Origin of the sequence: Methylorubrum extorquens, from assembly GCF_024169925.1 — a bacterium.
GTDB classification, from domain to species: domain Bacteria; phylum Pseudomonadota; class Alphaproteobacteria; order Rhizobiales; family Beijerinckiaceae; genus Methylobacterium; species Methylobacterium extorquens_A.
In genome coordinates, this window is record NZ_JALJXF010000001.1 from 210,823 (window position 1) to 235,192 (window position 24,370).

Here is a 24,370-nt window from a genome sequence, read left to right on the forward strand (position 1 = left end):
AGGGGCTGTGCGCGTTTGACTCCGTCAGCGCCACCCCTCAATCCCCGCGCATGACCGCGCTCGATCACCACCACCTTTGGCGCCCCTACACCCAGATGAAGACCGCCGCGCCGCCGCTGGAGGCGATCGCAACGCGGGGCACGCGCATCACGCTGAAGGGCGGGCGTGAACTCATCGACGGCATCGCCTCGTGGTGGACGGCGGTGCACGGCTACAACCATCCGCACATCGCCGCGGCCATGGCCGACCAGCTCCTGCGGATGCCGCACGTGATGTTCGGCGGCCTCACCCACGCCTCGGCCGAGCGATTGGGCGCGCGCCTCGCCGGGCTGCTGCCGGGCGATCTCAACCACGTCTTCTTCACCGATTCCGGCTCGGTCGCCGTCGAGGTCGCGCTGAAGATGGCGGTGCAGCTCTGGCTCAACCGCGGCGAGACCGGACGCACCCGCGTGCTCGCCTTCCGCGGCGGCTATCACGGCGACACGATGGGCGCGATGTCGGCCTGCGACCCCGAGGAGGGGATGCACCGCCGCTTCGGCGCCTACCTGCCGGCTCAGGTCTTCGCGGAACTGCCGCGCACGGCCGAGGCGGAGGCGGCCCTCGACGCGATGCTCGCCCGCCACCGCCACGAACTCGCGGCGGTGATCGTCGAGCCCCTGGTGCAGGGGGCGGGCGGGATGTTGATGCATCCGCCGGAGACTCTGGCCACGGTTGCCCGCCTCGCCCGCCGCCACGGCCTGCCGCTCATCGCCGACGAGATCTTCACCGGGTTCGGCCGGACCGGAACGATGTTCGCCTGCGTGCAGGCCGGCATCGTGCCCGACATCCTCTGCCTGTCGAAGGCGCTGACCGGCGGGACGATGGCGCTCGCCGCCACGGTGGCCACCACCGAGATCTTTTCCGCCTTCTGGTCGGACGACGCCTCGGCGGCCCTGATGCACGGGCCGACCTTCATGGCGAACCCGCTCGCCTGCGCGGCGGCGAATGCCAGCCTCGACTTGTTCGAGGCCGAGCCACGGCTCGCACAGGCTCAAGCGATCGCCGCACGCTTGCAGGAGGGGCTCGCCCCCCTGACCCGGTTGCCCGGTATACGGGACGTTCGGGTGCTCGGCGCCATCGGCGCGGTGCAATTCGCGAGTGCGCCCGATCTTGCCGACCTCAAGCGGCGTTTCGTCGAGCGCGGCGTCTGGGTGCGCCCGTTCGGCGACATCGTCTACCTCACTCCCGCACTCACCATCGATGCGGGTGACCTCGACCGTCTGATCGCGGCGGTGACGGCGGTGACCGAGGCTGTGGCATGAGGGAAGCTCGCCGCGCGGCGTGAAGCTTGCGAGCTTGTCCGCAGAGAACCACGGGACCCTGCAACCCGCAGCGGGGTTACTCGTTGGATGATCGCAGCGCGGCGCTTCCCGGCACGGGAAACGGTCAAGTCTGTGAGTGGACGAGGTCTGTGAGCAGGCTAATTCTGTCAACAACAAGTCTGCGAGCAACTTGGGCCGCTGGAGCAAATCGGGGAGAGCGTAAGGTGGCGAGCCAGACCGAGACGACGAATCCGGAAGCCGACCGTCCCGTCATCCTCATCGTCGAGGACGAGGCCCTGACCATCATGGACCTCGGCGACGTGCTGGAAGAGGGCGGCTACGACACCGTGCAATGCGCTTCCGCCGAGCGCGCGCTGTCCATCCTTCAGGCGCGGCCCGACATCTGCGGCCTCGTGACGGATGTGCAGCTCTCGGGCCGGGTCGATGGGTTCGATCTGGCCAGTTCCGTCGCTCAGGCGCGGCCGAACCTGCCGATCCTGATCGTGTCCGGCCGCGCCTCGCCCGATCCCGAGCGCATGCCGGAGGGCGCGCAGTTCATCGCTCGCCCTTGCGCGGGTGAGGATATCCTGGCCCGCCTCAAGGGGCTGATGCCGCATTGCTGAGCGCAGCGCGCCAAGCCGCCACGGTTTGCGCCAAACCCTGTTCCAGGCCGTAGCGTGGCGAGAATCCCACCTCGTCCGTCAGGCGCCGGATGTCGGCCTGGATGCAGGCCGGCTCCGTCGGGCCGAGGGGGCGGGCGCCGAAATCGATCAGGTCGGGGCGTCCGGTGAGCGCACCGATCGTTTCTAGAATGCGACGCACCGGCACGGCGTTGCCAGAGCCGATATTGACCGAACCTACCACGTTCGAGTCGAGTAGGGCTGCGAAGGCCGCGCCGGCATCGGCGACATGGAGAAAGTCGCGCTGCTGGCGGCCATCGCTGGTGGCGAGGCGCTGCCCCGTGAGCAGTGCCCGCGCCGCATCGCCGACGAGCCGGCCCGGCGTCTCGCCGGGGCCGTAGAGGTAGAACAGCCTTACCCAAGCGAGGGAGAGGCCGGCGGTCGCCGCGTAGGCTTCCAGGATCCGGCGCAGGCCGTCCTTGGCAGCGCCGTAGAGCGTCGCGGGGTGGCAGGGAGCGGATTCAACAAGGCGGCCCTCTTGGACCTCCGCTTCACCCCCTCTCCCCGCACGCGGGGAGAGGGCTTCGGCGACCCTGTCGTCGCGACCCTCTCCCCGCATGCGGGGAGAGGGGAGGCTCGCGATTTCTGTCCAATCGTACTCGGCACAGGTCCCTGCCACGACTGCGCGGGTGCCGCCCGCCTCTCGGAACGTCCGCACGAGGTCAAGGCTCGCGGCCGTCCAATCGAGGTTGTCCGGCGCCTGCCAGTAGCGGCCGGGTGTGGTGATCCAGGCGAGATGCAGCAGGTGGCTCGCCGAGGCGGCCTGCACGGCGGCGCGTCTCTGAGCCGGGTCGAGCAGGTCGGCGGCGTGGAAGGCGTGGACATCCGCCGGCGCGGTCCGGCCGAGGGCGTGGACCTCGAAACCACGAGCGGCCAGAGCGGCGACCGCGTGGCGCCCGACGAAGCCGGCTCCGCCGGTGACGAGAACCCGCTTCACCGCCCCGCCCAATCTGGGAAGGCGAGGTCGCGCGGTGCGATGACGGTGACCGGCTCGGGCCATGCGAGCCCGAAGGCGGGATCGTCCCAGCGTACGCCGTCCGCGGCGGAGGCCACGAAGGACCGGTCGATCATGTAGAGGATCTCGGCGTCGTCGCTGAGCGTCTGGAAGCCGTGGGCGAGGCCCGCCGGGATGTAGAGGCCGTGGCGGTTCACGGCCGAGAGCGTCACGGATGCGGTTTGGAGATAGGTCGGTGAATCGGGCCGCAGATCGATCACCGCATCGTGGATCGCGCCGCCCGTGCAGCGCACGAGCTTCGTCTCGGCGTGGGGAAGCTTCGAAAAGTGCATTCCACGCACGGTGCCGCGGCGATGATTGAACGATACGCTCGATTGCGTGAACCGCCCGATCAGCCCCCGCTCCGCGAACTCGCTCTCGCACTGGGTGCGGGCGAAGAAGCCGCGCTCGTCCGCGTGCGGTTCGGGCACGACGCGGAACAGGCCGGGCAGCGCGAGTTCCTCGAAGGTCATCGGGCTTCAGAACACCGTCAGTTCGGGGATCGCGACAGTGAAGCGCCCACCCCATTCGCGGATCGCGGCCATCTCCCCGGCGATCTCGTCCTTGAGGTTCCAGGGCAGGATCAGCACCGTGTCGGGCCGCATGGACAGGAGTTCGTCGGGCGGGACCACGGGGATGCGGCTGCCCGGCAGCCACGTGCCCTGCTTGTGCGGCGAGCGGTCGGCGACCGCGCGGATCAACTCCGGGCCGATCCCGCAATAGTTGAGGAAGGTGTTGCCCTTGGCCGCCGCGCCGTAGGCGCAGACGGTCCGCCCCGCCGCCCGCTCCTCGATCAGGAAGCGGAGCGCCGCGCATTTGATGTCGGCCACCGCCCGCCCGAAGCCGGCATAGCCGGAGGGGTCGAACAGGTTCGCCCCCCATTCGCTCAGCACCACGCGCTCCAATTCCGGAGTGGGCTGGTGGGATGCAGCTTCGTGGCAGGCGAAGACGCGCAGCGAGCCGCCATGGGTCGGCCACTCCTCGACGTCGAACACCCGAAAGCCCTGCTGGCGCAGGATGCCGATCACCACGCCGAGCGAGAGGTAGGAGAAGTGCTCGTGGTAAATCGTGTCGAACTGCCGTTGCTCGATCATCCGCAGGAGGTGCGGGAACTCGAAGGTCGCGACGCCCTCCGGCTTCAGGATCTCGGCGAAGCCCGCCGTGAAGTCGAGGATGTCGGGCACGTGGGCGAGCACGTTGTTGGCCGCCGTCAGATCCGCCTTGTGCCCTTCCGCGGCGAGCCGCCGGGCGGTGTCGCGGCCGAAGAAGGCGACCTGCGTGGGCACGCCGCGCTCCACCGCCACGCGGGCGACGTTGGCCGCCGGCTCGACGCCGAGCACCGGAACGCCGCGGGCGACGAAGTATTGCAGCAGGTAGCCGTCGTTGCTCGCGACCTCGACGACCTTGCTGTCCGGCCCGAGGCCGAAGCGCGCGATCATCGCGGCGACGTAAGCCTCGGCGTGCCGCAGCCAGCCGGCGGAGAACCCGGAGAAGTAGGCATAATCCGAAAAGATCGCCTCGGGGCTCTCGAAGGCTTCGAGCTGCACCAGCCAGCAGGCGTCGCAGACATAGGCGTGGAGCGGATGGAAGGTCTCGCCTCGGTGGCGGCGCTCTGGCGTGACGTAGGAATTCGCCAGCGGCGACAGACCGAGATCGCAGAAGGTCCGGGTGAGGGCGGCGCCGCAGGCGCGGCAGGTCGGGGCGGTCACGCGTGTGCTCCAGGCTGGCCCAGCGCCTCGTAGCGCGCGATCTCGGCCTCGGCCAGAGCGCGGGGATCGGCACCGGAGGCGGCGGCCCGGTACCACGCTGCGGTCCAGTCGAGCGCGGTGTCGAGGGTCAGGCGCCGGTCCCAGCCGAGGCGGGCGCGGGCCTTGGAGGCATCGACCTTGAGATAGGTCGCCTCGTGCGGATGGGTCTTCTGCGAGAGGTGCCAGCCGGCCCCCCCGCCCCAGCCCCGGGCCAGCCGCTCCACCAGGAACGAGACCGGGCGGCAATCCTCGTCCGCCGGCCCGAGATTCCAGCCCTCGGCGAAGGCGGCGCCGTCGGCGCCCGCGAGGCATTCGGCGAGCCGCAGATAGCCGGCGAGCGGTTCCAGCACGTGCTGCCACGGGCGGATCGCGTGCGGCGCGCGGATCTCGACCGAGTCCCCCGCCTCGAACGCGCGCACGATGTCGGGGATCAGCCGGTCGAGGGACCAGTCGCCGCCGCCGATGACGTTGCCCGCCCGCGCGCTGGCGATCCGCGCCGGATGCCCGCCCGCCCCGAAGAACGAGGCGCGGTAGGCGTTTGTCACGAGTTCGGCGCAGCCCTTCGAGGCACTGTAGGGATCGTGCCCGCCCATCGCCTCGGTCTCGCGGTAGGCGTAGGGCCATTCGCGGTTCTCGTAGGCCTTGTCGCTCGTCACGACGACGACGGCGCGCACGCTCGGCGCCGCCCGCACCGCTTCCAGCAGGTGGACACTGCCCATGGTGTTGACCGCAAAGGTGCCGACCGGATCGGCATAGGAGGGCCGCACCAGGGCCTGCGCGGCCATGTGGATCACGATCTCGGGCTCGGACGCCGCCACGGCCTCGGCGAGCGCCGGCAAGTCGCGGATGTCGGCGATGTGCGAGTCCTCGGCCGGAAATCCGATCGCATCGAACAGGTTCGGCTGCGTCTCCGGCGCCAGGGCGAAGCCGGTGACGTGGGCGCCGAGGCGGGTGAGCCACAGGCTCAGCCACGCGCCCTTGAAGCCGGTATGCCCGGTGAGCAGCACGCGCTTGCCCGCCCAGAAGGTGGGATCGGGGTTGAGCGCCCCCATCACCACACCTTCCAGGGCGCGTCGCCGCGGGCCCAGAGTTCTTCGAGGTGCTTCTTGTCGCGCAGGGTGTCCATCGCCTGCCAGAAGCCGTGATGGTGGTAGGCGTGGAGCTGGCCGTCGCGGGCGAGGCTTTCCAGGGGGCCGCTCTCCCACACGGTGGCGTCGTCCTCGATCCGGTCGAGGACCTTGGGCGAGAGCACGAAGAAGCCGCCGTTGATGGTCGCCCCGTCGCCCGCCGGCTTCTCGCGAAAACTGCGCACCGCGTCGCCCGCGAGGTCGAGCGCGCCGAAGCGGCCGGGCGGCACCACCGCCGTCAGCGTCGCGAGGCGCCCATGCGCCCGGTGGAAGGCGGCCAATGCGGTGAGGTCGATATCGGCGACGCCGTCGCCGTAGGTCATGAAGAAGTCGTCGTCGCCGAGATAGTCGCGCACCCGCTTGAGCCGCCCGCCGGTCATGGTGGCGTCGCCCGTCTCGATCAGCGAGACCTTCCAGTCCTCGGCGGCCGAGCGGTGGAACTGCACGTCGCCCCGGCCGAGATCGAGCGTCACGTCACTCAGGTGCAAGCGATAATTGAGAAAAAACTCCTTGATGACGTAGCCTTTGTAACCGAGGCAGATCACGAATTCGCTCACGCCGTGGGCGGCGAAGATCTGCATGATGTGCCAGAGGATCGGCCGTCCGCCGATCTCCAGCATCGGCTTGGGGCGCACCACGGTCTCCTCCGAGAGCCGCGTGCCGAGCCCGCCCGCGAGGATCACGGCCTTCACGGTTGGCCTCCGAGTGTCTGCGTCGTCGCCATCATCGCCACGCCTCTACCATGCGCTGACATGCTGCCGGAAACCGCTCGGCGTCGAGTTCGAAAACGGGCGGGCGGATGCCGAACGGCTCCGGGTAGTACGGATCGCGGGCGAGCGATCCGCCCCAGCGCTTGCGGAAGCGCGCCTGCTCGGCGGGATCGACGGTGGGGATGCGGTTGCGGCTCTCGTAGTGGTGCAGGCTCGCCTCGGCGCAATAGACCGTTCGCAGGCCCCGCTCGCGCAGGCGCAGGCAGAGGTCGATGTCGTTGTAGTTGATGGCGTAACCCTCGTCGAAGCCGCGAATCGCCTCGAAATCGGCTTGGGCCACCATCACGCAGGCACCGGTGACGGCGAGAGTGTTGCGGTTGGCCAGAGTAGAGCCGTGATACCCGGCGTCGTCGCCGGGATATCCGCGGCGGACATGGTCCGGCAGGCCCTCGCCGAAGACCACGCCGGCATGCTGCAGGCTGCCGTCCTCGAACAGGAGCCTGGGGCCGACCGCGCCGACGCCGGGTATGGCGCGCAGCGCCAGCATCGCCTCGATCCAGTCCGGCGTGATGACGCTGATGTCGTCGTTGAGGAAGACCAGCACTTCGCCGCTCGCCGCCCCCGCGCCGAGATTCATCTTGGCGGCGACGTTGAAGACCGGCTTGTCCCAGGTCACGGTGCGCGCGCCGAACCGCTCGACCGCCGCGCGCGTCTGCGGGCGCAGGTCGCCGTTGTCGACCGCCACGATCTCGATGGTTTCGTAGGTGCTCGTCTCGCGGATGCTGGCGAGGCAGGCGGCGAGGAGATCGATGCTGCGCCCGCCGATGACGCTGTCGCGCCCGGCGGTCGGGATGATGACGGAGACGAGCGGGCGCGTCGCGAGGGTGCGCCGCAGGGCGAAACGCTCAGGGCCGAGCGCGCGAACGGTCTCGAGCCCGCCGGTGCGCCGGGCGCGCCCGGCGAGCGCGCGGGCGGCGGCCTCCGAGTCGGGCGTGGCGACGCGGCGATGGCAGAGCGCTTGGGCGACGTGGCCGATGCGCTCGCTCCGCTCAGTCACGCGGAGTGCGAGGTCGTAGTCGTGCGCGCCCTCGCTGTCCGCCGGAAAGCCGCCGACCGCCCGCACCAGGGCGGTGCGATAGAGGGCAAGCCCGCCGATGTAAAAGCTGCTCTCTAGGGTCTCCGGCGACCAGTCCGGCTTGAAGTACGGATCGCAGCGCTCGCCGTCCGGCCCGATCCGGTCTTCGTCGGAATAGAGCAGGTCGAGATCGGGCTCGCGGGCGAGCCGCCGGACGAGGGCGAGGAGGGCGTGCGGCGCGAGCCGGGTGCCGGGCTCCAACGTCGCGAGAGTGGGGCCGCGCGCCTGCGCCAGAGCCGCATCAAGGGAGGCTGCTGTGCCGTCGGAGGGTGGGAACAGACGGATGCGGTCGTCCTCCGCCGCCAGCGCGTCGAGCGCGGCCGATGGCGCCGCCGCGAGGCACAATTCCCAATCCGGGTAGATCTGCGCCCGCAGGCTCGCGACCGTTTCCCCAAGCTGGATCGGATCGCCGCCGCCCACCATGAGGAGGGAGATCAAGGGGCGCTCCCGCAGGGCTCCGAGCTGCGCGCGCATCGTCTCAATGGAGGGCAGAGCCTTGGCTTCCACCGCCTGAATCCAGGCGGCGTAGCTGGCGGGCGGACGGTGGGTCTGGGCGGCGCGTGTGAGGCGGCGCCAGATTTCGCCGGGCGGCACGCTGCGCAGGAGGCCGACGGCGCGGCGCAGGAGGCGCAGCGGCCGACGCTCCTGCGGCGGCAACCGTTCGATGATCTTTTGGGCGGACAGGAGCGCCGCCTCGATCCGGCCCGCCGGCGCGATCCGCACCGCATCGAGGCGGAAGCGCGGGCCTGCCTCGGCGGCTTCCAGGTGCAGCGCGCGTGTGCCGGGCGGCAGGCGGATCAGATCGTCGGTGCCGTCCGCCCGCACCGTGAGCCGGTAGCGGCGCGGCTCGGCCTCGCCCCGCGCCTCGACCGCGAGCACCGGCCGCACCGAATCCGGCCGGCAGCGGACGCGGATGCGCTGGCCCGACAGGGCCGACACCGCGTCCGCGGGGCCGAGCGCGAAGACCGGATCGGGGCCGGTCGCGTTCCAAGCGTCGTCCGCACAACGGCGCAGGTCGCGTAGGGGATAGAGGCCGAGCGCCTCGCGGCGCTTCATGCGAACAGCCCGTCGTCTCGGTTCCGGTCGAAGCTCATGCGGCGCGGGAATCCACGAAATCGGCCGCGCCGTGAAGCGGTTTCTCGCAAAAGCGGTGTGTTGTCGGCCCCGTGGCGGCAAAGCGAAGGGTTTCTGTCATCGAAGTTTCATCGCCAATCGGCAGATGCTTGCCCTGCGGGCCGCCCGGAGGGCACTCTTTTCGGGCAGCGTTCAGGAGCCCGCATGTCCGTGAAGGGAAACCGGAGCATGTCGGCGGCAAACGAAGTGGTCGCCGTGGCGGCACACGATGAAGCCCCCGCTCAGCCGGGCGGTCGAAGCGCACCGAAGGACAAGGCGGGCAAGACCGTCAACAAGACCGTCAAGCGGCTGCGCCCCCCGGCGGCCAAGAGTGTCGGCTGGGCGCTGGTCCAGGCAGCGCGGCTGCACCGCGCCCGGATCGGCGATCGGCTCGCCGAACTCGACCTGTTCGCCGGCCAGGAGCAGGTGGTGCAGGCGCTGGCAGCGGCCGGCAGCATGACCATGGGTGATCTTGCCGCGACCCTGCGGGTGCGCCCGCCGACCGCCTCCAAGACGATCTCGCGGCTTGCCGCCCTCGGCTTCGTCGAGCGCCGGGCCGAGGCCGGCGACGGGCGCATCGTTCGCGTGCGCCTCACCGAGACGGGCTTTGCAAAAGCCGCCGCGATCGAGCGGATCTGGGACGAGGTTGAAGCCGAACTGCTCGACGACTTCGACAACAAGGAGCGCCGCCGCCTGCGCAAGCTCCTGCGCCGCGTCGCTCGCAGCCTCGCGGAAGCCGCGGGCGTCACCGGCCACGAGGAGGCCGATGCCGAGATCGACGGCGAGGCCGAGGACGAGGACGAAGCTTTGCTGGAGTCGGGCACGGCGAGCGTGGTGGTCCGGTCCTAAGGCGCAGCCGACTGCGCGCGGCACCTGTGGAGAGTGGCCGCCTCGCCGCTTCACAGTACGGCCAGCCGCCTCCTATGTTCGACGGCCGGTTCTCGAAGCGACGTCCCCCTTGCTTGATGGTTCACGCCCGCCCGGCGGGCACCATGTCGGCGAGATCCCGATGGGCCGGGTGGGAGAGGGCGGCGGCCAGCATTGCTTCCAGCACGATGAGGTCGGTTTCCGGGTCGGGCTCCCAGCCGCAGGGGCAGTGCCCGTCGGGGCCGTGCGCGGCAGCGACCTGCCGGTAGAGCGTGCCGACGGTGCGCGCCGCGGCTTCGAGCGCGGCCATGACGTGCATCGGCTCGCGCTGAAGCGCCTGCCAGAACGCGGTCGTGAGCGCCCGCTCCAACGACCCTTGCGCGTGCCGCTCGCCCGCGTCGGGCGGGGCCGTGACGAGACCGGCGCTCATGCCTGCACCTTTCCCCGAGCCCTTGCCCGAGCTTCGATCGGCACCAACCGCGGCGGTGTCGCGTCGCCCGGCTCCAGCCCGACCAGGGATTCGAGCCCACCCCGGCTCAAGCCGAGGGAGGAGCCGTCCCACCACGCGAGGCGCACGGATTCGAGCAGCGCGTCGAGGGCCGCGAGCAAACCGGCCAAGCCGCCGGAGCCCTCGCGGACCGAGGACAGCGTATCGGCCCGCGAGGGCCACGTGCTGACGTGTGAAGCGTTCGGAAATGTCAGAAGGTGTGCCATGCGTTCATCATGGCTCTATCTGTCGATATTACGCAAGTGATCTTCAAAACATTGGAAATGCTTTAATTGGGTTCTGTTTTTGCGGGCCATACTATCGATTTAGAACAATTCAACCCGCTCCAAAAAATCGCGGCGGTATCTCGGCTTGGTGCGGGCGATCAGCGAACGGGGCGGTCGAAGGCCGTATCGGGGTAGGGCTCGCCCTTGAGGGTGAAGTGCCACCATTCCTGCGCGTAGGGAGCGAAGCCGGCGCGAATCATCGCGTCGCGCAGGCGGTGGCGGTTGTGCGCCTGGACGGAACTGACGCCGGGAAAATCCGTCGCCGAGGCCGGATCGAACAGGTCGAACGGCGTGCCCATGTCGAGTTCGGTGCCGCCGCCGAGGCGTATCAGCGTCAGGTCCACGGTCGAGCCGCGGGAATGCGAGGAGCGCTCGGCGATGTAGCCGAGGCGGAACAGATCCGCCTTGTCGGTCCGCGGGTAGTAGGCCGCCTTCATGCGCGTGTCGGCGGGGTCGCGCGCCCAGGCGGCGAAGTCGGCCACCGCCTGACGCGGGCGGTAGCAGTCGAACACCTTGAGGCCGAGTTCGTCCGGTGCGAGCGAGGCCTGCACCCGAGCCAGCGCGCGGGCGGCCTGCGGAGTCAGCAGGCAGCGCGGCGCCTTGTAGCCGGCGATGGGCCGGCCGACGAAGTTGTCGGAGCCGGCATAGCGCATGTCGAGGGCGAGCCCCGGCACGTGCCGGGCGGCATCGACGAAGGGGTTTTCTCCCGAGTTGGCGGGGACTGGTCGCACGGTGGTGAGGAGTGCCATGAGCAGAACCCTGCATCGACCGGACCAAGGGGAGGTGCTCAAGGCTCCACTTCCACGAATGAGGCACACCGACTTGGTAGCGGTGCGGCTGCGGGTCTGTCGAGCGCAGGAGGAGCGGTGGAGGAAGTCCGCCGGCACCCTAGGATTGTAGGGGAGAAGCAGCGTGACACGGCCGTCACGCCCGATCGCGGGAGGGACCGTGCGCATCCTCGTCGTCGGCGGCACGCGGTTCATCGGTGCCCACCTCGCGCGCAGACTGCACGAGCAGGGCGAGGACGTGACGCTGCTTCACCGCGGACGGACCGACAATCCGATCCTGCCGCCGGTGCGCCGCCTGCACGATCCGGACGCGGCTTATCCCATCATCCGCTTTCCCCGCGCCGCTGCGGCGGCCGACTGGGACATCGTCATCGACATGGTGCTCATGGGCGAGGCCGATGCGCACTGTGCCGTCGAGACCTTCGCCGGCCGCGCCGGGCGCCTCGTCATGATTTCGAGCGCCGACGTCTACCGCGCCTTCGGTCGCCTGCTGCGCAGGGAGCCGGGCCCACCCGATCCCGTTCCCCTGCAGGAGGACGCACCTCTGCGAGAGACCCGGTTCCCTTATCGCGACCAGGAAGCGGCGCTCGGTGACTATGTCCGCGACTACGACAAGATCCTGGCCGAGCGGGTGGTCATGGGAGGCGCGGCGCTGCCCTGGACGGTGCTGCGGTTGCCAAAGGTCTACGGCCCCGAGGACAACGCCGATCTCGCCACCGTCTACGGTTTCGCGGATCGGCCGAACTGGCGATGGACCCATGGCTATGTGGGGAATGTCGCGGCGGCCATCGCCCTGGCCGCGTGCCATCCGGCGGCAGCCCGTTCGATCTACAACATCGGAGAGGACCGAACGCCGACCATGGGCGAGCGCCTGGCGCGCCTGACGCCGCGGAAGAACCACCCGCCGCCGCCCGATTTCGACTACGCTCAGCCCATCGTGCAGGATACGAGCCGCATCCGTTCGGAACTCGGCTACGCGGACGTCGTGAACGAGACGGAGGCGATGGCAGCCCTCGCCCGCCGTGGTTGAAAGCGCCTCACTAAACGCCCGATCACCGATCGTCGCCCCTCTGGGCATCTCGGCGCAGCGGGCGTTTTGTGAGAAGCACTAAAGCACCTGCCGCATCACGATCAGCGCCAGAGCCAGCCCGCCAATGCCCGCCAGCACCGAGACGAGCACGTAGGCGAGCGCCGCGACCCAATCGCCGCGCTCTATCAGGGTGAGGGCTTCGAGGGAAAAGGTCGAGAAGGTGGTAAAGCCGCCGAGGATTCCGGTGGCCACGAACAGCCGCGCCTGCGGCGGCCCGCCGCGCAGGGCGAACCAGCCGGTGACGACCCCCATCAGCACCGAGCCGAAAACGTTGATGCCGAGCGTGCCCCACGGGAAACTCGCCCCGAGCCGCACGGCCCAGAAGTTGACCCCGTGGCGCATCACGCCGCCGAGGCCGGCACCGAGGAAGACGAGGAGACTGTTCAAGACTTGGGGCTCGGGATCGAAAGCGGCAACAGCGCGGGCTTGCAAGGCGTGTGCAGATCTAGCGCATTGGGCGGACTGAGGCGCGCCTCATCAGAACCCGGTGCGCGGACCGTTGGAGCCGGCTCTCAAAAGAAAGCCCCACCGGCACGGGGCCGGCGGGGCTTCTGTCTTCGATTCGACGGGGTGGTTCAGCCCTCGCCCAAAATCTTATCGGGCGTGATCGGCAGGTGGCGGATGCGCTTGCCGGTGGCGTGGTAGACCGCGTTCGCGATCGCGGCGGCCACGCCGACGATGCCGATCTCGCCGAGGCCCTTCACGCCGAGGGGGTTCGCCTTGTCCTCCTCGTCGACGAAGATCACGTCGATGTCGTGGATGTCGGCATGCACCGGCACGTGGTACTCGCCCAGATTGTGGTTCATGAACCGACCGATGCGGTGGTCGAGCATCGATTCCTCGTGAAGGGCCGAGCCGATGCCCATGACGACGCCGCCGAGGATCTGGCTGCGCGCCGTCTTCGGGTTGAGGATCTTGCCCGCCGCAATGGCCGAGACCACGCGGGTGCAACGCACTTGGCCCAGTTCCTCGTCGATCTTCACCTCCACGAAGATCGCCGAGTGGGTGTAGGCCTCGTATTCTTTCGCGAAGTCCTTGTCCGGGGCGGCCTCGCCGGTCGCCTCCAGCTTCTGCGTTCCGGTCGCCTTCAGCACGTCGGTGAGCGCCACGCTCTTGGAGGGATCGCCCGCCACCTCGATGCGGCCGTTCGTGAACACCACGCGCTCGAAATCGGCGTTGGCGAGCGGTGAGTTCTCCATGCCGCGGGCCAGCTTGAACGCCTGCTCGGCGATGTCGCGGCAGGCCTTCATCACGGCGGTGCCGGAGGAGGCCGCCGTCCACGAGCCACCCGCCACGGGGGCCAACGCGAGCTTGGTGTCGCCGAGCTTGGTCGTGACGTGGTCGAGGGGCAGGCCCAGCGTGTCGGCGGCGATCTGGGTCAGGATCGTGTAGGTGCCGGTGCCGATGTCGCCCGTCTGGTTGCCGACCTCGAGCCGGCCGTCGGCGGTGAGCACGGCATGCGCGCTCGATTGCATCATCATCGATTCCCAGATGCCGGTGGCCATGCCCCAGCCGACCAGTTCCCGGCCCTCGCGCATGGAGCGCGGCTCCGGGGTGCGCCGGCTCCAGCCAAAGCGCTCGGCGCCCTGGCGGAAGCAGTCCTTCAGCGCCTTCGAGCCGAACGGCTTCTCTTCCGTCGGATCGCTCTCGGTGTAGTTCTTCAGGCGAAGCGCGATCGGGTCCTGGCCGATGGCGTAGGCCAGCTCGTCCATCGCGGTCTCGATGGCGTAGACGCCGGTCACGGCGCCCGGCGCGCGCATGTCACCGGGCGTTGGGGTGTCGAGCTTGGCGATGCTGTAGGTGAGCGCGACGTTGTCGCAATCGTAGAGCACGCCCGACCAGTTGACGACGACCTCCTGATAATCCTCGTAGGCCGAGGTGCCCTGCACGGCGTCGTGCTTGAGCGCGGTGAGCTTGCCCGAGCGGTCGGCGCCGAGCGAGACGGTCTGGAGCGCCTCCGAACGGTAGGTGAAGGACCACATCTGGTCGCGGGTCAGCGTTACCCGCACCGAGCGGCCGAGATCCTTGGCCGCCAGCATCGCCAGGAAGAGTTGGTATTGCGGCCGAAGGCCCGAGCCGAAGCCGCCGCCGAGATAGGGGTTCAACACCCGCACCTGCTCCGGCTTCAGGCCGAAGGCGCCCGCGATGTAGTCGTGGGTGTTCGAGACGCCCTGGATCTTGTCGTAGACCGTGTAGGTGCCGTCCTTTTCCACGACGACGGTGGAAGCGTGTGGCTCCATCGGGTTGTGGTGCTCGTCGGCCATCCGGTACTGGCCGTTGACACGGATCTCGGCCGCATCGAACGCCGTCGAAGCATCGCCCCACGGCTCCGGAGGCGGCTTGATGCCGGAGCGCTTCATCGGCGGATCGTAGGCTTCGGGCGCCTGCGCTTCGAGGTCGGTGCGCGGCGCCACGACCCCGTAATCGACCCGCACCAGCGAGGCGGCGTAGCGCGCCGTCTCGAAATCCTCGGCGACGACGAGGGCCACCGGCTGGCCGGAGAACATGATGCGGTTCGTTGCCAGCGCCTGGAACGGCGCGCCGGGGGGGGCCACCGCGTCCTGGTAATCCTCCGGTTTGTCGGAGGTGGCCGGGCGGTTCTCGTGGGTGATCACCTTGATGACGCCGGGCACCGCTTCGGCCGCGGAAGCGTCGATGCTGCGGATGCTGCCCTTGGCGATGGCGCTCGACACGACGACGCCGTAGGCGAGGTCGGGCGCGGCGAACTCGCCGGCATATTTGGCAAGGCCGGTGACCTTGGCCGGGCCATCGACGCGGCTGACGGCGCTGCCGACGAAACGGTCGCGGCCAGCCGCCGGGCTGATCTGAACGGTCATGGCTGCTCCTTACTGGATGCGCTTGTCGGACTGGGACTGGGGCGTGCCGGCGGCGGCCTGCTCAAGGCCGCGGACGATGGCGCGGCGCGCCAGCTCGATCTTGAAGCCGTTGGTCGTTTGCGGCTTGGCCTCGCGCAGGATGAGATCCGCCGCGGCCTTGAAGGTCTCGCGGGTGGCGGGCTTGCCCTGCAGCAGCGCCTCGGCCTCGGTGTTGCGCCAGGGCTTGTGGGCGACGCCGCCGAGCGCGAGGCGCGCGGTGCGGATGGTCTCACCGTCGAGTTCGAGGGCGGCGGCGACCGAGACCAGTGCGAAGGCGTAGGAGAGCCGGTCGCGCAGCTTCAGGTAGGTGTGGTGCTTGCCGGCAAAGCCCTTGGCCGGCAGATCGATGGCGACGATGATCTCGCCGGCCGCGAGGTTGGTGTCCTTGGCGGGATTGTCGCCGGGCAGGCGGTGGAACTCGGCGAATGGGATCGCGCGGTCGCCCTGCGGCCCGCTCACCTGCACCGTCGCCTCCAGGGCGGCGAGTGCCACGCACATATCGGACGGGTGGGTGGCGATGCAGTGCTCGCTGGTGCCCAGGATCGCGTGGATACGATCGACCCCGCCGATGGCCGAGCAGCCGGTGCCGGGCTCGCGCTTGTTGCAGGGCGTGGCCGTATCGTAGAAGTAGTAGCAGCGGGTGCGCTGCAACAGGTTGCCGCCGGTCGAGGCCGCGTTGCGCAGCTGCGCCGAGGCTCCGGCCAGGATCGCGTCGGCGAGCAGCGGGTAGCGCTCGCGGATGCGGGCGTCGTAGGCCAGCGTCGCATTGGTCACGAGGGCGCCGATGCGCAGACCGCCGTCGCGCTCCTCGATCTCAGCCAGCGGCAGGCGGGTGATGTCGATGAGCTTGCCCGGCCGCTCGACATCGTACTTCATCAGATCGATGAGGTTGGTGCCGCCGGCGATGAAGCGGGCCGCCGGATCGCTACCCAGCGCCTGCACCGCCTCCGCCACCGTGCTGGGGCGAACGTAATCGAAGCGGTTCATCGGGCGTCTCCCTGGTGCATCACCTCTTCGATCGCATCGACGATATTGGTGTAGGCGCCGCAGCGGCAGATGTTGCCGCTCATTGCCTCACGGATCTCGTCGCGCGTCTTGGCGTGGCCCTCGTTCATAAGGCCGACCGACGAGCAAAGCTGGCCCGGCGTGCAGTAGCCGCACTGGAAGGCGTCGTGCTCGACGAAGGCCTCCTGGATCGGGTGAAGGCTGTTCTTGCCCTCGCGATGGGCGAGGCCCGCGAGCCCCTCGACGGTGGTGATCTCGGCGCCGTCCTTCATCACCGCGAGCGTGAGGCAGGAATTGATGCGGGTGCCGTTCACCAGCACGGTGCAGGCGCCGCACTGGCCGTGGTCGCAGCCCTTCTTCGTGCCGGTGAGGTCGAGGCGCTCGCGCAGGAGGTCGAGCAGCGTGGTCCAGGGCGCCACCTGAAGCGCGCGCCGCTCACCGTTGATGGTGAGCGTGATGCCGATTGTCCCGACGGCGCCGGGCGAACCGCTGTCGATGAGCATAGTTACATCCGTGATGAGGCACGGGCTCCGCACGGACGGAACGCGAGGCGGAAGGCTTCGCGAGGGGCCGGACGGGGAGCGCGTCTTGGAAGGGCGCGGGCTCGGGGCCCGCACCGGGTCGTGTCGATAACCATTCCAAGGTGGCCCTGTTCCGCTCGTCCTGTGGAGGGGTGCCGCCGCGCGATCACGGACCGGCGAGGCTTGGACGCGCTTCGCGGACGGCCGGGGTTCCGCGGGGCGAGAAGCTCGGCTAAAGCATCGTCCCGGATCCGCTATCCGGGACGATGCTTTAGCCTTTTGTTTTTGCATCATCTTTTTCCGAAAGCCGGAAGCCACCTCTCGGGATGATGCGCTAACGCTTGCCCCGCACGCCGACTTCGAGGAGCCGCCATGGCCGATGCACTCGCCCCCGTCCTCAATGACATCGACCGCGATCTGGACAACAGCCTGGAGCGGCTGTTCGCGTGGCTGCGCATCCCCTCGATCTCGACGGATTCCGCCTATGCCGGCCATTGCCGCGAGGCGGCGCAGTGGCTCGAAGGAAACCTGACGGCGCTCGGCTTCGAGACCAGCGTCGAGGAGACCTCGCTGCATCCCGTCGTGCTGGCGCACCGCCCGAAGCCGGGGGCGCCGCACGTGCTGTTCTACGGCCATTACGACGTGCAGCCGGTCGATCCGCTGAACCTGTGGCGCACCTCGCCGTTCGAGCCGCGTATCGAGGAGGCGGACGGCACCAAGCGCATCGTCGCCCGCGGCGCGTCCGACGACAAGGGTCAGGTCATGACCTTCGTCGAGGCGTGCCGGGCGCATCTCGCGATGAACGGCGACCTCCCCGTCGGCGTCACCATCCTGATCGAGGGCGCCGAGGAGAACGGCTCTCAGGGGTTGCCCGAATGGGTCGAGGCGAATCGCGAGCGGCTGAAGGCGGACGTGGTGCTCGTCTGCGACACCGGCATGTGGGATCGCGAGACGCCGCAGATCACCACCTCGCTGCGCGGGCTCGCTTATTACGAAGTGAAGGTGACCTGCGCCGACCGCGACCTCCATTCCGGCTTCTTCGGTGGCGCGGCGGCGAACCCGATCCACGTGCTGTCGCGGATCCTCGCCGACCTGCACGACAGCGAGGGCCGGGTGACCCTGCCGGGCTTCTACGACGGCGTGCGCGAGCCTCCGCCCGAGCTGCTGGAGCAGTGGCGCGGCCTCGGCCTGACGCCCGAGAAGTTTCTCGGCCCGATCGGCCTCAGGGAGCCGGCGGGTGAGCGCGGGCGCCTGCCGATCGAGCTGATCCAGTCGCGCCCGGCCTGCGACGTCAACGGCATCATCGGCGGCTACACGGGGGAGGGGACGAAGACCGTCATCGCGAGCCAAGCCTCGGCAAAAGTCTCGTTCCGCCTCGTGGACGACCAGGACCCGGAGCAGCTCTCGAAGACCTTCGAGGCCTTCGTGCGCGAGCGCATCCCCACCGACTGCTCGGTGGAGGTGATCTGCTACAAGGGCTCGCGGGCGGTGGCGCTGCCCTATGACATGCCGCAACTCGCTGCGGCGCAAGCCGCGCTCTCGGCCGAGTGGGGCCGCGCGGCGGTGGCGGTGGGGGCCGGCGGCTCAATCCCGATCGTTGGCGACTTCAAGCGCCTCCTCGGCCTCGACACTCTGTTGATCGGCTTCGGCCTCGACGACGACCGCATCCACTCGCCCAACGAAAAGTACGAGCTGACGAGCTTCCACAAGGGCACGCGCTCCTGGGCGCGGATCCTCTCGGCGCTGGCGCAGGCGTAAGCGGTGGCGATGCACGCGGAGATTCCCGCCTGCTCCCCTCATCGTGAGGTGCCCGCGACAGCGGGCATCGAAGGGGGCTTCAGATCCCGCGTGATCCCTGGGCGTTCCTTCGAGGCCGTGCGGAACCTCGGAATGAGGCCGTGGGCGGAAGGCTCGATGGTCTCCCCGGCCGACGGCGTGACGGCATGAGCAGCGTTGCGCTGTCACAGCTGGCGAAGCCCGTTCCCGGCCGGCTCATCGAGGCCGCGCCCGGTGCCTGCGTGCTGCGCTTTCCCCTGCCGCCCTCGCTGCCGATTCCGCTGCATATCGGGGCGCCCGAGAATGTGCGGCTGGTGACATGGGTCTTCTCCGGCCTCGACGCGGGCGCGCCGGACGGGCCCATCTGCCTGCTGGCGCTCGAAGCCGAGAGCGCCGCGCTGCCCGAGAGCGTGAGCGTCGCCACGCATTTTCATGATCTCTCGGTGCGGCCCGAGCGGGCCGCGAACGATGTCCTACCCCTGGCCGAGCGGACCCTGCTCGCGCGGGCGCTGCTCTCGGCGGGTACGACCGGCCTCGCGCCGCTCGGGCGCCTGTTCGGCCTCATCGAGACGGCGGTCGCCGCGTTACCGGTCGCCGAGGATGCGCCGGACCTCGCTGACGAGGATCACGGCTGGACCCTCGGCGGCACTGCGATCCCGCACGGCCTGCTGTTTCGCGGCCGCGCCGGCTGGGGCTGTGCGCGGGTGGCCGGGGCACGATTGCGCTTCGGCAAACACCCGCGTCAGCACCTCGCGCTCGAACCCGTCTGGGGCGCGGCGCCGGAGGGCCTGCCTGAGCGCTCTTTCGCGCTCCACGCCCACGGCTTCACGGCGCTGACGACATGGGCCTCGTGATGTCACCTGACCGCGCGGACAAGCCCGCGATCCTCGTTCTCGCGCCGATGCCGGCGGCACCCGTAAGCGCCGGCAACCGGCGCCGGTTGGCAGCCACCTGCGAGGCGCTGACCCGCGGCGGCTTTGCCATCGATCTCGCCTATTACGCCCACGAGGATCAGATCTACCGCCGCTTCGGCCAGCACCCGCCGACCGACTTTTCGGCGATGGAGCAGACGTTCCGCAACGTCTTCCTGATCGAGGCGCGAACCGTGATCCCGCTCAAGACGCGCTCCAGCGCCTTCGGGATCGACGAATGGTGCCCTGACGAGGTCGGCGACTTCGTGGCGTGGTACGGTTCTGCCTACCCTGAGACCGGCGCCGTGCTGGTGAACTACGTCTTTCTGTCGCGCGCCCTGGAGCGGGTGCCGCCGGGCGTGCTCCGGCTCATCGACACCCACGACCGCTTCGCCGGCCGTCAGAACCAGTACCGCCCGTTCCGCGCCGAGCCGAACTTCTTCTACACCGACGCGGCCGGCGAGGCGGCGGGTCTCGCCCGCGCCGACGTCGTGCTGGCGATCCAAGCGGCGGAAGCCGCCTCTTTCGCGGACCTGACCGACAGCCGCGTCCTGCTGCTGCCGCCGCATTTCCCGGCCCAGAAGCCGTTCGCCGTGCCGGAGCGCGTCGCGCGCATCGGCTTTCTCGGCCACGGCAACGATCCGAACCTGTTCTCGATCGGCCGCTTCATCCGGGCCTGGCGCGACGGCTGGACCCCGGATCGCCCCGAACTCGTCATCGCCGGCGAGATCTGCCGCAGCCTGCCCGGTGTCGAAGGACCCGGCGTGCGCCTGCTCGGCTATCTCGACCGTCTCGAAGACTTCTACGCCCAGGCCGATCTCGTCGTGGCGCCGATGCTGATGGGCTCCGGGCTGAAGATGAAGGTTGGCGAGGCGCTCTCTTTCGGCCGCCCGGTGATCGGCACCGAGATCGGCCTCGAAGGTTTCGAGCCGGTCGAGCCGGCCCATCGCTGCCGGGATGCAGAGGCGGTCAAGGAGGCGGTGCTGGCGGTTGCAGGCGATGCCGACACGCTGGCGCGGCTGACGCGGGCGAGCGAGAGGTTGTTCACGCGCTACGCCGAGACCGCGCTGGCGGCGGAGGCAGAGTTGATTGACCTCTTGGAAGAGCACCAACGTGGACGCGCATCCCCCTCTCCCCGCATGCGGGGAGAGGGTCGCGACGACCCTGTCGTCGTCGCGACGAGCGGTAGCGGAGGTGAGGGGGCGGTTCAGAGTGAGCCTCGTTCGTCTACGCCCCCTCACCCTCGCCTGCCGGCTCGCTCTGCCGACGACGAGGTCGGCAGAGCCCTCTCCCCACGCGTGCGGAGAGGGGAGGCTCACCCGGATGCGGAGTCGGTTGTCGTCCGCGGCGGCGGTCTCGTCCTGACTTGTGAAACCTCCGCCCGCTCCCGGCCCGCCGCCGACCCCGATCTCGGTGTGCTGGTGGCCACCGAGCGGCGCCCGGGCCACGGCACAGCGGCTGTCTACGCGCCGCAGCGGCAGCGCTGGTTCGCCCGTGCCGAGGCGTCCGCCGAGGGCAATCCACCCGATCTCGACGCGCTGGACGTCGCCTTGTCACCCGAATGGGTGCGCGACCGAAAGCTGCCGCCCGCGACCCGCGCGGCGCTCGCCCGCGCCTTCGCCCGGATGCAGGCGGATTGGGAAACGGAGGGCCGCATCGTCGGCAGCACAGGCGATCGAATCGAGATCGAAACCCTGCTCCCCGGCGTGCTCGTCAACGACACCCATCCGGCGGCCGTCTTCCTGATCGCGGGGGAGGGCGCTTTCGAATGGCGCCTGGAGCGGGTCACGCCCCTCCACCGGCGCAAGATCGAGACCTATGCCGACCTCACCAGCCGTCTGCCGGCACCGCTTCCCGTGAGCCTGTCGTTCCGCACGGCGGCCACGCCCCCGGCGGGCGGATGCCTCCTGTTCCTCAGCGATGACGGGATCGGCCGGATCATCCTGCCGGAGGGCGCGGCCTAACCCATGAGCGAAACCCCCGCCGTTTCCCTGCTCGACACCGTCGATCCCGGCACGGGCCGCCGCGCCGCGCTGGCCGAGGCCGCGCTGATTGTCGAGGCGATCCAGCGCAACGGCGTGCGCCTCGCCTTCGCGCCGCAGCCCGATCCGGACGTCTCCATCGTCATCGTCGCCCGCGATGCCCGCCACCTCCTGGCGCTCACCCTCTATCGCCTCTGCGCGAGCCAAGCGCTCGCGGGCGTGACCTTCGAGGTCGTGCTGGTCGACAACGCCTCTGCCCCAGAGACCCGCGCGCTCTACCCGCATCTCGACGGGGTGACGCTGATCGAGAACGCCACCAACACCGGCTTCGGGCCCGCCTGCAATGCCGGCGCGGCGCGGGCGCGGGGACGGTTCATCCTGTTCCTCAATCCGGATGTCGATCTCCTTCCCGGCGCGCTGGCGGCGATGGTCGCGACCTTCCGCGATCACGAGGGCACCGGCATCGTCGGCGCCCGCCTCGTCTTCCCCGGCGGCGTACTGCAGGAATCCGGTGCGGGCTTTCGCGACGACGCGCAGCTCACCCACCCGCACGGCCGCGGCAACGCCGACCCCTTCGCCCCCGAACACGCCGCGACCCGCGATGTCGGCTACGTCTCGGGCGCGGTGCTGATGATCGAGCGGGCGCTGTTCGAGGCGCTCGGCGGCTTCGACCCGCTCTTTGCCCCGGCTTATTTCGAGGACACCGACCTCTGCTTGCGCTGCCATCAGGCCGGGCGTCGCGTCATCGTGCAGCCGCGCGCCACGGCGATCCACTACGAGAACGCCACCAGCGCCCGCCGCGAGGACGTGGAGGTGCTGCTCGACCGCAACCGCGCCCGCTTCCTCGACCGCCACCGGCAGAGCCTGTTCGCGCAGGGGCCGCAGCCGCGGGGAGGTGGCCTCCTCGACCACGATCCCTGGCGCCTGCGGGTGCTCTATGTCGATGATCGGGTGCCGCATCTCGATCTCGGCGCCGGCCTGCCGCGGGCCAACGCCATCCTCAACGCCATGGCGGGGCTCGGCTACGCGGTGACGTTCTTCCCGAACTACGAGGCGGATGCGGAGGAGGCGCGGCGCTACCGCGACCTCGATGAGCGCATCGAGATTTCTTACGCCAGCGGCGACGAGGGGTTCGCCCGCCTGATCGCCGAGCGGCGCGACCATTACGACGTGCTCTGGGTGAGCCGGCCGCACAACATCCTGTTCGTGACGCAGGCGCTCCACGCCGCCGGGCTCGATCCGCGCGGCTTCGTGCGATCAAAGGTGATCTTCGATTCCGAGGCCCTGTTCGCGCTGCGCGACTTCGTGACGGAGGCCGCGACGGCGGGCAGCGCGATCGCCGCCGACCTGGCGTGGCAGGCCGAGCGCGAGACGCGCCTGTTCGGGCTCGCCGACGCGGTGGTCTGCGTCTCTCCGGCAGAAGCGCGGGTGCTCGCCCGCTACAGCGCCTGCAACGCGACCGTGCTCGGCCACGCCCTGACCCGGCCCGAGGCGCCGACGCCGGGTTTTGCCGGGCGCGCGGGCCTCGTCTTCGTCGGCGCGCTCGCCCGCGAGGGGCAGCCCAACGTGGATTCCCTCGACTGGTTTTTTGCGAGCGTCTGGCCGCTCGTGCGTGCGCGGTTGCCGGCGGCGCAACTCACAATCGTCGGTGGGATCGCGCCGGAGATCCGGGATCGCTATGCGCGTGAGCCGGGTGTGCAGGTCACCGGCCGCGTGCCGCAGACCGAGCCCTATCTCGACGCCGCCCGCGTGTTCCTGGCGCCGACGCGCTTCGCCGCCGGCATTCCGCACAAGGTCCACGAGGCGGTGGCGCGCGGTCTGCCCTGCGTCGTCACGCCGATTCTCGCCGATCAGGTCGGCTGGGCGGACGGCGCCGGCTTCCTCGTGCGCGACTGGCGCGACCCGACACCCTTCGCCGAAGCGCTGGTGGCGCTGCACGAGGACGCCGCCCTGTGGGAGGGCGTCCGAGCGAAGGGCAGCGAAAAAATCGCCGAGGATTGCGACACCGAGGCCTTCACAGCCGCGATCCGGGCCCTGTGCGAGGCGCAGGTGGTGGCATGAGCGCATCCCCCATCGCCCGCCTCGTCGGCCTTGCCAGCGGGCTCCTGCGCCGCGCCGTGATCGGCCGCGTCCCGAAGCTGTTCGATGCCGCCTATTACCGCGAGCGCAATCCGGGCGTGGCACGCAGCGGCCTTGACCCGTTCCTGCACTACGCGTGGTTCGGTGCCCGCCGGGACCGGAACCCGAACGCGGATTTCGACACAGCCTTCTATCGCCGGCAGAGCGGCCGGACCCGGCTCGACCCCCTGCGCCACTACGGGCAGGTCGGCGCGGCGCAGGGCCTCGACCCGAGCCCCGGCTTCAGCACCAGCCTCTATCTCGCCCGCTATCCCGATGTGGTCGCGGCGGGGATCAACCCACTCCTGCACTTCCGCACCGATGGCCGGGCGGAGGGGCGGGAGGCGGCGCCTTCGCCGATCGAGCCCGACCGCCTGCGGGCGCTCGACGGCGTGGCCGAGGATCACAGCGTCACCCTGCCGGCGGCCGAGGGCGGGCGCTTCGCCCTGACGCTGCTGCGCGACAGCCCGCTCGACCGCGCCGCGGATTTCGCGCCGCGCTTCTGCCTCCAGCTCTGCGTCGACGGCGTCGAGTACGACGCCCTGCTCGACGCGTTCCGCGCCTTCGAGGCGGGGGCGCAGGCCTCACTCGCCCTGGAGATCGACACAGGCGCCGGCCCGCACCCGCCGATGCCGACGCAACTCCTCGCCTTCGAGCGCTGCTTCGTCTCGCGCTCTGGCTACGGCCGGGTGCTGCATCTGCGCTACGCGGAAGTGCGCGCCTGGGACCTGCGCCTCAAGCGGCCCGGCGTGGCGGCCGTGTTCCCCGGCGGCCATTTTTCCGCGCGGACGCTGGCGAAAGGGGAGGGGTGGCCAGCGGTCTGAGCCCCGCTCGGGACATCGTTCCGAAAGGTC

Annotated in this window: 22 protein-coding genes; 9 read left to right on the forward strand and 13 right to left on the reverse strand. The window is 69.9% G+C overall.

All coding sequences use genetic code 11. The features are described 5' to 3' along the window. Positions 1-50: 50 nt before the first annotated feature. A complete protein-coding gene (locus J2W78_RS01085; RefSeq protein ID WP_253367250.1) occupies positions 51-1,301 on the forward strand; it encodes an adenosylmethionine--8-amino-7-oxononanoate transaminase in 1,251 nt (416 codons plus the stop codon). 224 nt (positions 1,302-1,525) lie between these two features. After that, positions 1,526-1,924, forward strand: a complete 399-nt coding sequence (locus tag J2W78_RS01090) for a response regulator (protein WP_253367252.1) — start codon at positions 1,526-1,528, stop codon at positions 1,922-1,924. On the opposite strand, the gene J2W78_RS01095 is transcribed toward J2W78_RS01090, so the two are convergent. From J2W78_RS01095 to J2W78_RS01120, 6 genes are read right to left on the reverse strand one after another with little or no spacing between them, the layout of a single operon-like run. Further along, positions 1,899-2,918, reverse strand: coding sequence for an NAD-dependent epimerase/dehydratase family protein (locus J2W78_RS01095; RefSeq protein WP_253367254.1), 1,020 nt, complete (start codon positions 2,916-2,918; stop codon positions 1,899-1,901). The two genes, J2W78_RS01090 and J2W78_RS01095, sit on opposite strands and share 26 nt — an antisense overlap. Then, positions 2,915-3,448 carry a dTDP-4-dehydrorhamnose 3,5-epimerase family protein gene (locus J2W78_RS01100; protein WP_253367256.1) on the reverse strand — a complete coding sequence of 178 codons (534 nt, stop codon included), beginning with the start codon at positions 3,446-3,448 and terminating at the stop codon, positions 2,915-2,917. The genes J2W78_RS01095 and J2W78_RS01100 overlap by 4 nt, the downstream gene beginning before the upstream one ends. 6 nt (positions 3,449-3,454) lie before the next feature. After that, entirely contained in the window at positions 3,455-4,684 is a 1,230-nt protein-coding gene (locus J2W78_RS01105) for a methyltransferase domain-containing protein (RefSeq protein WP_253367258.1), read from the reverse strand. Next, positions 4,681-5,775 (reverse strand): CDP-glucose 4,6-dehydratase, encoded by a 1,095-nt coding sequence (gene rfbG, locus J2W78_RS01110; protein WP_253367260.1) that lies wholly within the window; start codon positions 5,773-5,775, stop codon positions 4,681-4,683. The genes J2W78_RS01105 and rfbG overlap by 4 nt, the downstream gene beginning before the upstream one ends. Beyond that, a complete protein-coding gene (gene rfbF, locus J2W78_RS01115; protein WP_253367262.1) occupies positions 5,775-6,542 on the reverse strand; it encodes a glucose-1-phosphate cytidylyltransferase in 768 nt (255 codons plus the stop codon). Before rfbF ends, rfbG begins: the two co-directional genes overlap by 1 nt. Before the next feature lie 31 nt (positions 6,543-6,573). After that, positions 6,574-8,751 (reverse strand): glycosyltransferase family 2 protein, encoded by a 2,178-nt coding sequence (locus J2W78_RS01120; protein WP_253367264.1) that lies wholly within the window; start codon positions 8,749-8,751, stop codon positions 6,574-6,576. A gap of 246 nt (positions 8,752-8,997) precedes the next feature. On the opposite strand from J2W78_RS01120, the gene J2W78_RS01125 reads away from it, so the two are divergent. Then, positions 8,998-9,657 (forward strand): MarR family winged helix-turn-helix transcriptional regulator, encoded by a 660-nt coding sequence (locus J2W78_RS01125; protein WP_253367266.1) that lies wholly within the window; start codon positions 8,998-9,000, stop codon positions 9,655-9,657. Between the two features lie 121 nt (positions 9,658-9,778). Here the strand turns inward: J2W78_RS01125 and J2W78_RS01130 are convergent, their stop codons facing one another. The 3 genes from J2W78_RS01130 to J2W78_RS01140 all read right to left on the reverse strand — a co-directional run bounded on the left by J2W78_RS01130 (position 9,779) and on the right by J2W78_RS01140 (position 11,198). Next, positions 9,779-10,105 (reverse strand): hypothetical protein, encoded by a 327-nt coding sequence (locus tag J2W78_RS01130; RefSeq protein ID WP_253367268.1) that lies wholly within the window; start codon positions 10,103-10,105, stop codon positions 9,779-9,781. Continuing rightward, positions 10,102-10,389, reverse strand: a complete 288-nt coding sequence (locus tag J2W78_RS01135) for a hypothetical protein (RefSeq protein ID WP_253367270.1) — start codon at positions 10,387-10,389, stop codon at positions 10,102-10,104. The genes J2W78_RS01130 and J2W78_RS01135 overlap by 4 nt, the downstream gene beginning before the upstream one ends. A 158-nt stretch (positions 10,390-10,547) precedes the next feature. Next, positions 10,548-11,198, reverse strand: a complete 651-nt coding sequence (locus tag J2W78_RS01140; protein WP_253367271.1) for a M15 family metallopeptidase — start codon at positions 11,196-11,198, stop codon at positions 10,548-10,550. A 199-nt stretch (positions 11,199-11,397) separates the two neighbouring features. Between J2W78_RS01140 and J2W78_RS01145 the strand changes: the two genes are divergently transcribed. After that, the gene (locus J2W78_RS01145) at positions 11,398-12,267 is read left to right on the forward strand and encodes an NAD-dependent epimerase/dehydratase family protein (RefSeq protein ID WP_253367273.1); all 870 of its coding nucleotides are present in this window, start codon (positions 11,398-11,400) and stop codon (positions 12,265-12,267) included. Positions 12,268-12,345: 78 nt separating this feature from the next. On the opposite strand, the gene crcB is transcribed toward J2W78_RS01145, so the two are convergent. The 4 genes from crcB to J2W78_RS01165 all read right to left on the reverse strand — a co-directional run bounded on the left by crcB (position 12,346) and on the right by J2W78_RS01165 (position 16,711). Further along, the gene (gene crcB, locus J2W78_RS01150; RefSeq protein WP_301288498.1) at positions 12,346-12,714 is read right to left on the reverse strand and encodes a fluoride efflux transporter CrcB; all 369 of its coding nucleotides are present in this window, start codon (positions 12,712-12,714) and stop codon (positions 12,346-12,348) included. Between the two features lie 188 nt (positions 12,715-12,902). After that, the gene (locus tag J2W78_RS01155; protein ID WP_253367275.1) at positions 12,903-15,164 is read right to left on the reverse strand and encodes a xanthine dehydrogenase family protein molybdopterin-binding subunit; all 2,262 of its coding nucleotides are present in this window, start codon (positions 15,162-15,164) and stop codon (positions 12,903-12,905) included. Between the two features lie 9 nt (positions 15,165-15,173). Further along, positions 15,174-16,190 carry an FAD binding domain-containing protein gene (locus tag J2W78_RS01160; RefSeq protein ID WP_253367277.1) on the reverse strand — a complete coding sequence of 339 codons (1,017 nt, stop codon included), beginning with the start codon at positions 16,188-16,190 and terminating at the stop codon, positions 15,174-15,176. After that, entirely contained in the window at positions 16,187-16,711 is a 525-nt protein-coding gene (locus tag J2W78_RS01165) for a (2Fe-2S)-binding protein (RefSeq protein ID WP_003599579.1), read from the reverse strand. The genes J2W78_RS01160 and J2W78_RS01165 overlap by 4 nt, the downstream gene beginning before the upstream one ends. Before the next feature lie 390 nt (positions 16,712-17,101). Here J2W78_RS01165 and J2W78_RS01170 point away from each other — a divergent pair, with 390 nt between their 5' ends. The 5 genes from J2W78_RS01170 (at position 17,102) to J2W78_RS01190 (ending at position 24,340) form a co-directional block, all read left to right on the forward strand. After that, positions 17,102-18,487, forward strand: coding sequence for a dipeptidase (locus J2W78_RS01170; protein ID WP_253367279.1), 1,386 nt, complete (start codon positions 17,102-17,104; stop codon positions 18,485-18,487). A gap of 185 nt (positions 18,488-18,672) precedes the next feature. After that, positions 18,673-19,359: a hypothetical protein gene (locus J2W78_RS01175; protein ID WP_253367281.1), complete on the forward strand. Its 687-nt coding sequence runs from the start codon at positions 18,673-18,675 to the stop codon at positions 19,357-19,359. Further along, entirely contained in the window at positions 19,359-21,380 is a 2,022-nt protein-coding gene (locus J2W78_RS01180; RefSeq protein ID WP_253367283.1) for a glycosyltransferase, read from the forward strand. The genes J2W78_RS01175 and J2W78_RS01180 overlap by 1 nt, the downstream gene beginning before the upstream one ends. A gap of 3 nt (positions 21,381-21,383) precedes the next feature. After that, the gene (locus J2W78_RS01185) at positions 21,384-23,459 is read left to right on the forward strand and encodes a glycosyltransferase (protein ID WP_253367285.1); all 2,076 of its coding nucleotides are present in this window, start codon (positions 21,384-21,386) and stop codon (positions 23,457-23,459) included. Continuing rightward, positions 23,456-24,340 (forward strand): hypothetical protein, encoded by an 885-nt coding sequence (locus J2W78_RS01190; RefSeq protein WP_253367287.1) that lies wholly within the window; start codon positions 23,456-23,458, stop codon positions 24,338-24,340. The genes J2W78_RS01185 and J2W78_RS01190 overlap by 4 nt, the downstream gene beginning before the upstream one ends. Positions 24,341-24,370: the final 30 nt, after the last annotated feature.

Bases quoted from the DNA above. Each gene is read 5' to 3' on its own strand.
- J2W78_RS01085 (WP_253367250.1), top strand. From the start codon at position 51: ATGACCGCGCTCGATCACCACCACCTTTGGCGCCCCTACACCCAGATG.
- J2W78_RS01100 (WP_253367256.1), bottom strand. From the start codon at position 3,448: ATGACCTTCGAGGAACTCGCGCTGCCCGGCCTGTTCCGCGTCGTGCCC.
- rfbG (WP_253367260.1), bottom strand. From the start codon at position 5,775: ATGGGGGCGCTCAACCCCGATCCCACCTTCTGGGCGGGCAAGCGCGTG.
- J2W78_RS01120 (WP_253367264.1), bottom strand. From the start codon at position 8,751: ATGAAGCGCCGCGAGGCGCTCGGCCTCTATCCCCTACGCGACCTGCGC.
- J2W78_RS01125 (WP_253367266.1), top strand. From the start codon at position 8,998: ATGTCGGCGGCAAACGAAGTGGTCGCCGTGGCGGCACACGATGAAGCC.
- J2W78_RS01130 (WP_253367268.1), bottom strand. From the start codon at position 10,105: ATGAGCGCCGGTCTCGTCACGGCCCCGCCCGACGCGGGCGAGCGGCAC.
- J2W78_RS01135 (WP_253367270.1), bottom strand. From the start codon at position 10,389: ATGGCACACCTTCTGACATTTCCGAACGCTTCACACGTCAGCACGTGG.
- J2W78_RS01140 (WP_253367271.1), bottom strand. From the start codon at position 11,198: ATGGCACTCCTCACCACCGTGCGACCAGTCCCCGCCAACTCGGGAGAA.
- J2W78_RS01155 (WP_253367275.1), bottom strand. From the start codon at position 15,164: ATGACCGTTCAGATCAGCCCGGCGGCTGGCCGCGACCGTTTCGTCGGC.
- J2W78_RS01160 (WP_253367277.1), bottom strand. From the start codon at position 16,190: ATGAACCGCTTCGATTACGTTCGCCCCAGCACGGTGGCGGAGGCGGTG.
- J2W78_RS01165 (WP_003599579.1), bottom strand. From the start codon at position 16,711: ATGCTCATCGACAGCGGTTCGCCCGGCGCCGTCGGGACAATCGGCATC.
- J2W78_RS01170 (WP_253367279.1), top strand. From the start codon at position 17,102: ATGGCCGATGCACTCGCCCCCGTCCTCAATGACATCGACCGCGATCTG.
- J2W78_RS01175 (WP_253367281.1), top strand. From the start codon at position 18,673: ATGAGCAGCGTTGCGCTGTCACAGCTGGCGAAGCCCGTTCCCGGCCGG.
- J2W78_RS01180 (WP_253367283.1), top strand. From the start codon at position 19,359: ATGTCACCTGACCGCGCGGACAAGCCCGCGATCCTCGTTCTCGCGCCG.
- J2W78_RS01185 (WP_253367285.1), top strand. From the start codon at position 21,384: ATGAGCGAAACCCCCGCCGTTTCCCTGCTCGACACCGTCGATCCCGGC.
- J2W78_RS01190 (WP_253367287.1), top strand. From the start codon at position 23,456: ATGAGCGCATCCCCCATCGCCCGCCTCGTCGGCCTTGCCAGCGGGCTC.